The following is a 456-nucleotide window of genomic DNA, read 5'->3' as shown; positions in this document are numbered from 1 at the left end:
AGACTGTCAAGAACCAGTACATCGGGCCGACTCATCCTCGCCAGCACATCAACTACGTCCCAGTGACGACACCCCAGGAGTTCTGGCCGCTCTCGACACTACTCTTCCGCCTCCCCCCGGGCTCGTGCTCGGCCCCCGGGAAATCTGGGGCTCCGGTGGCCCCGGGTGGCCTGATGAGCCGTGGTGGAAACTCTCCGGGTTGTTCGATCTCACGGTTAATCAGTCACTCCATGCCGGGGTCGCCGATCTGGAGCGGGCGATGGCCCAGTATGGCAACGACAATTTGGTGATCTACGGCTATCAGCAGGGCGCAGCAGTCGCGAATGTGGCGAAGCGCAAGCTCGCCGAGCAGTACCCGGTGGGAACGGATGCCCCCGACATCGACTTCGTGTTGGGTGGGGACCCCAATCTGCCAAACGGGGGCTTTGCTAGCCGATTCTCCGGCCTCTACATTCC

1 protein-coding gene is annotated in these 456 nt (G+C 62.5%); it reads left to right on the top strand.

All coding sequences use genetic code 11. The annotated features are described in order from the left end of the window. Nucleotides 1-199: 199 nt before the first annotated feature. Nucleotides 200-456 (top strand): PE-PPE domain-containing protein (locus M3593_RS23775; protein ID WP_251665149.1); only part of this gene is annotated, 257 nt, incomplete at its 3' end.

Origin of the sequence: Mesobacillus sp. MER 48, assembly GCF_023714225.1 — a bacterium.
Taxonomy (GTDB): domain Bacteria; phylum Bacillota; class Bacilli; order Bacillales; family Cytobacillaceae; genus Mesobacillus; species Mesobacillus oceanisediminis_A.
Note: the sequence above shows the minus strand (reverse complement) of the source record. Positions and strands in the feature narration are given on the sequence as shown.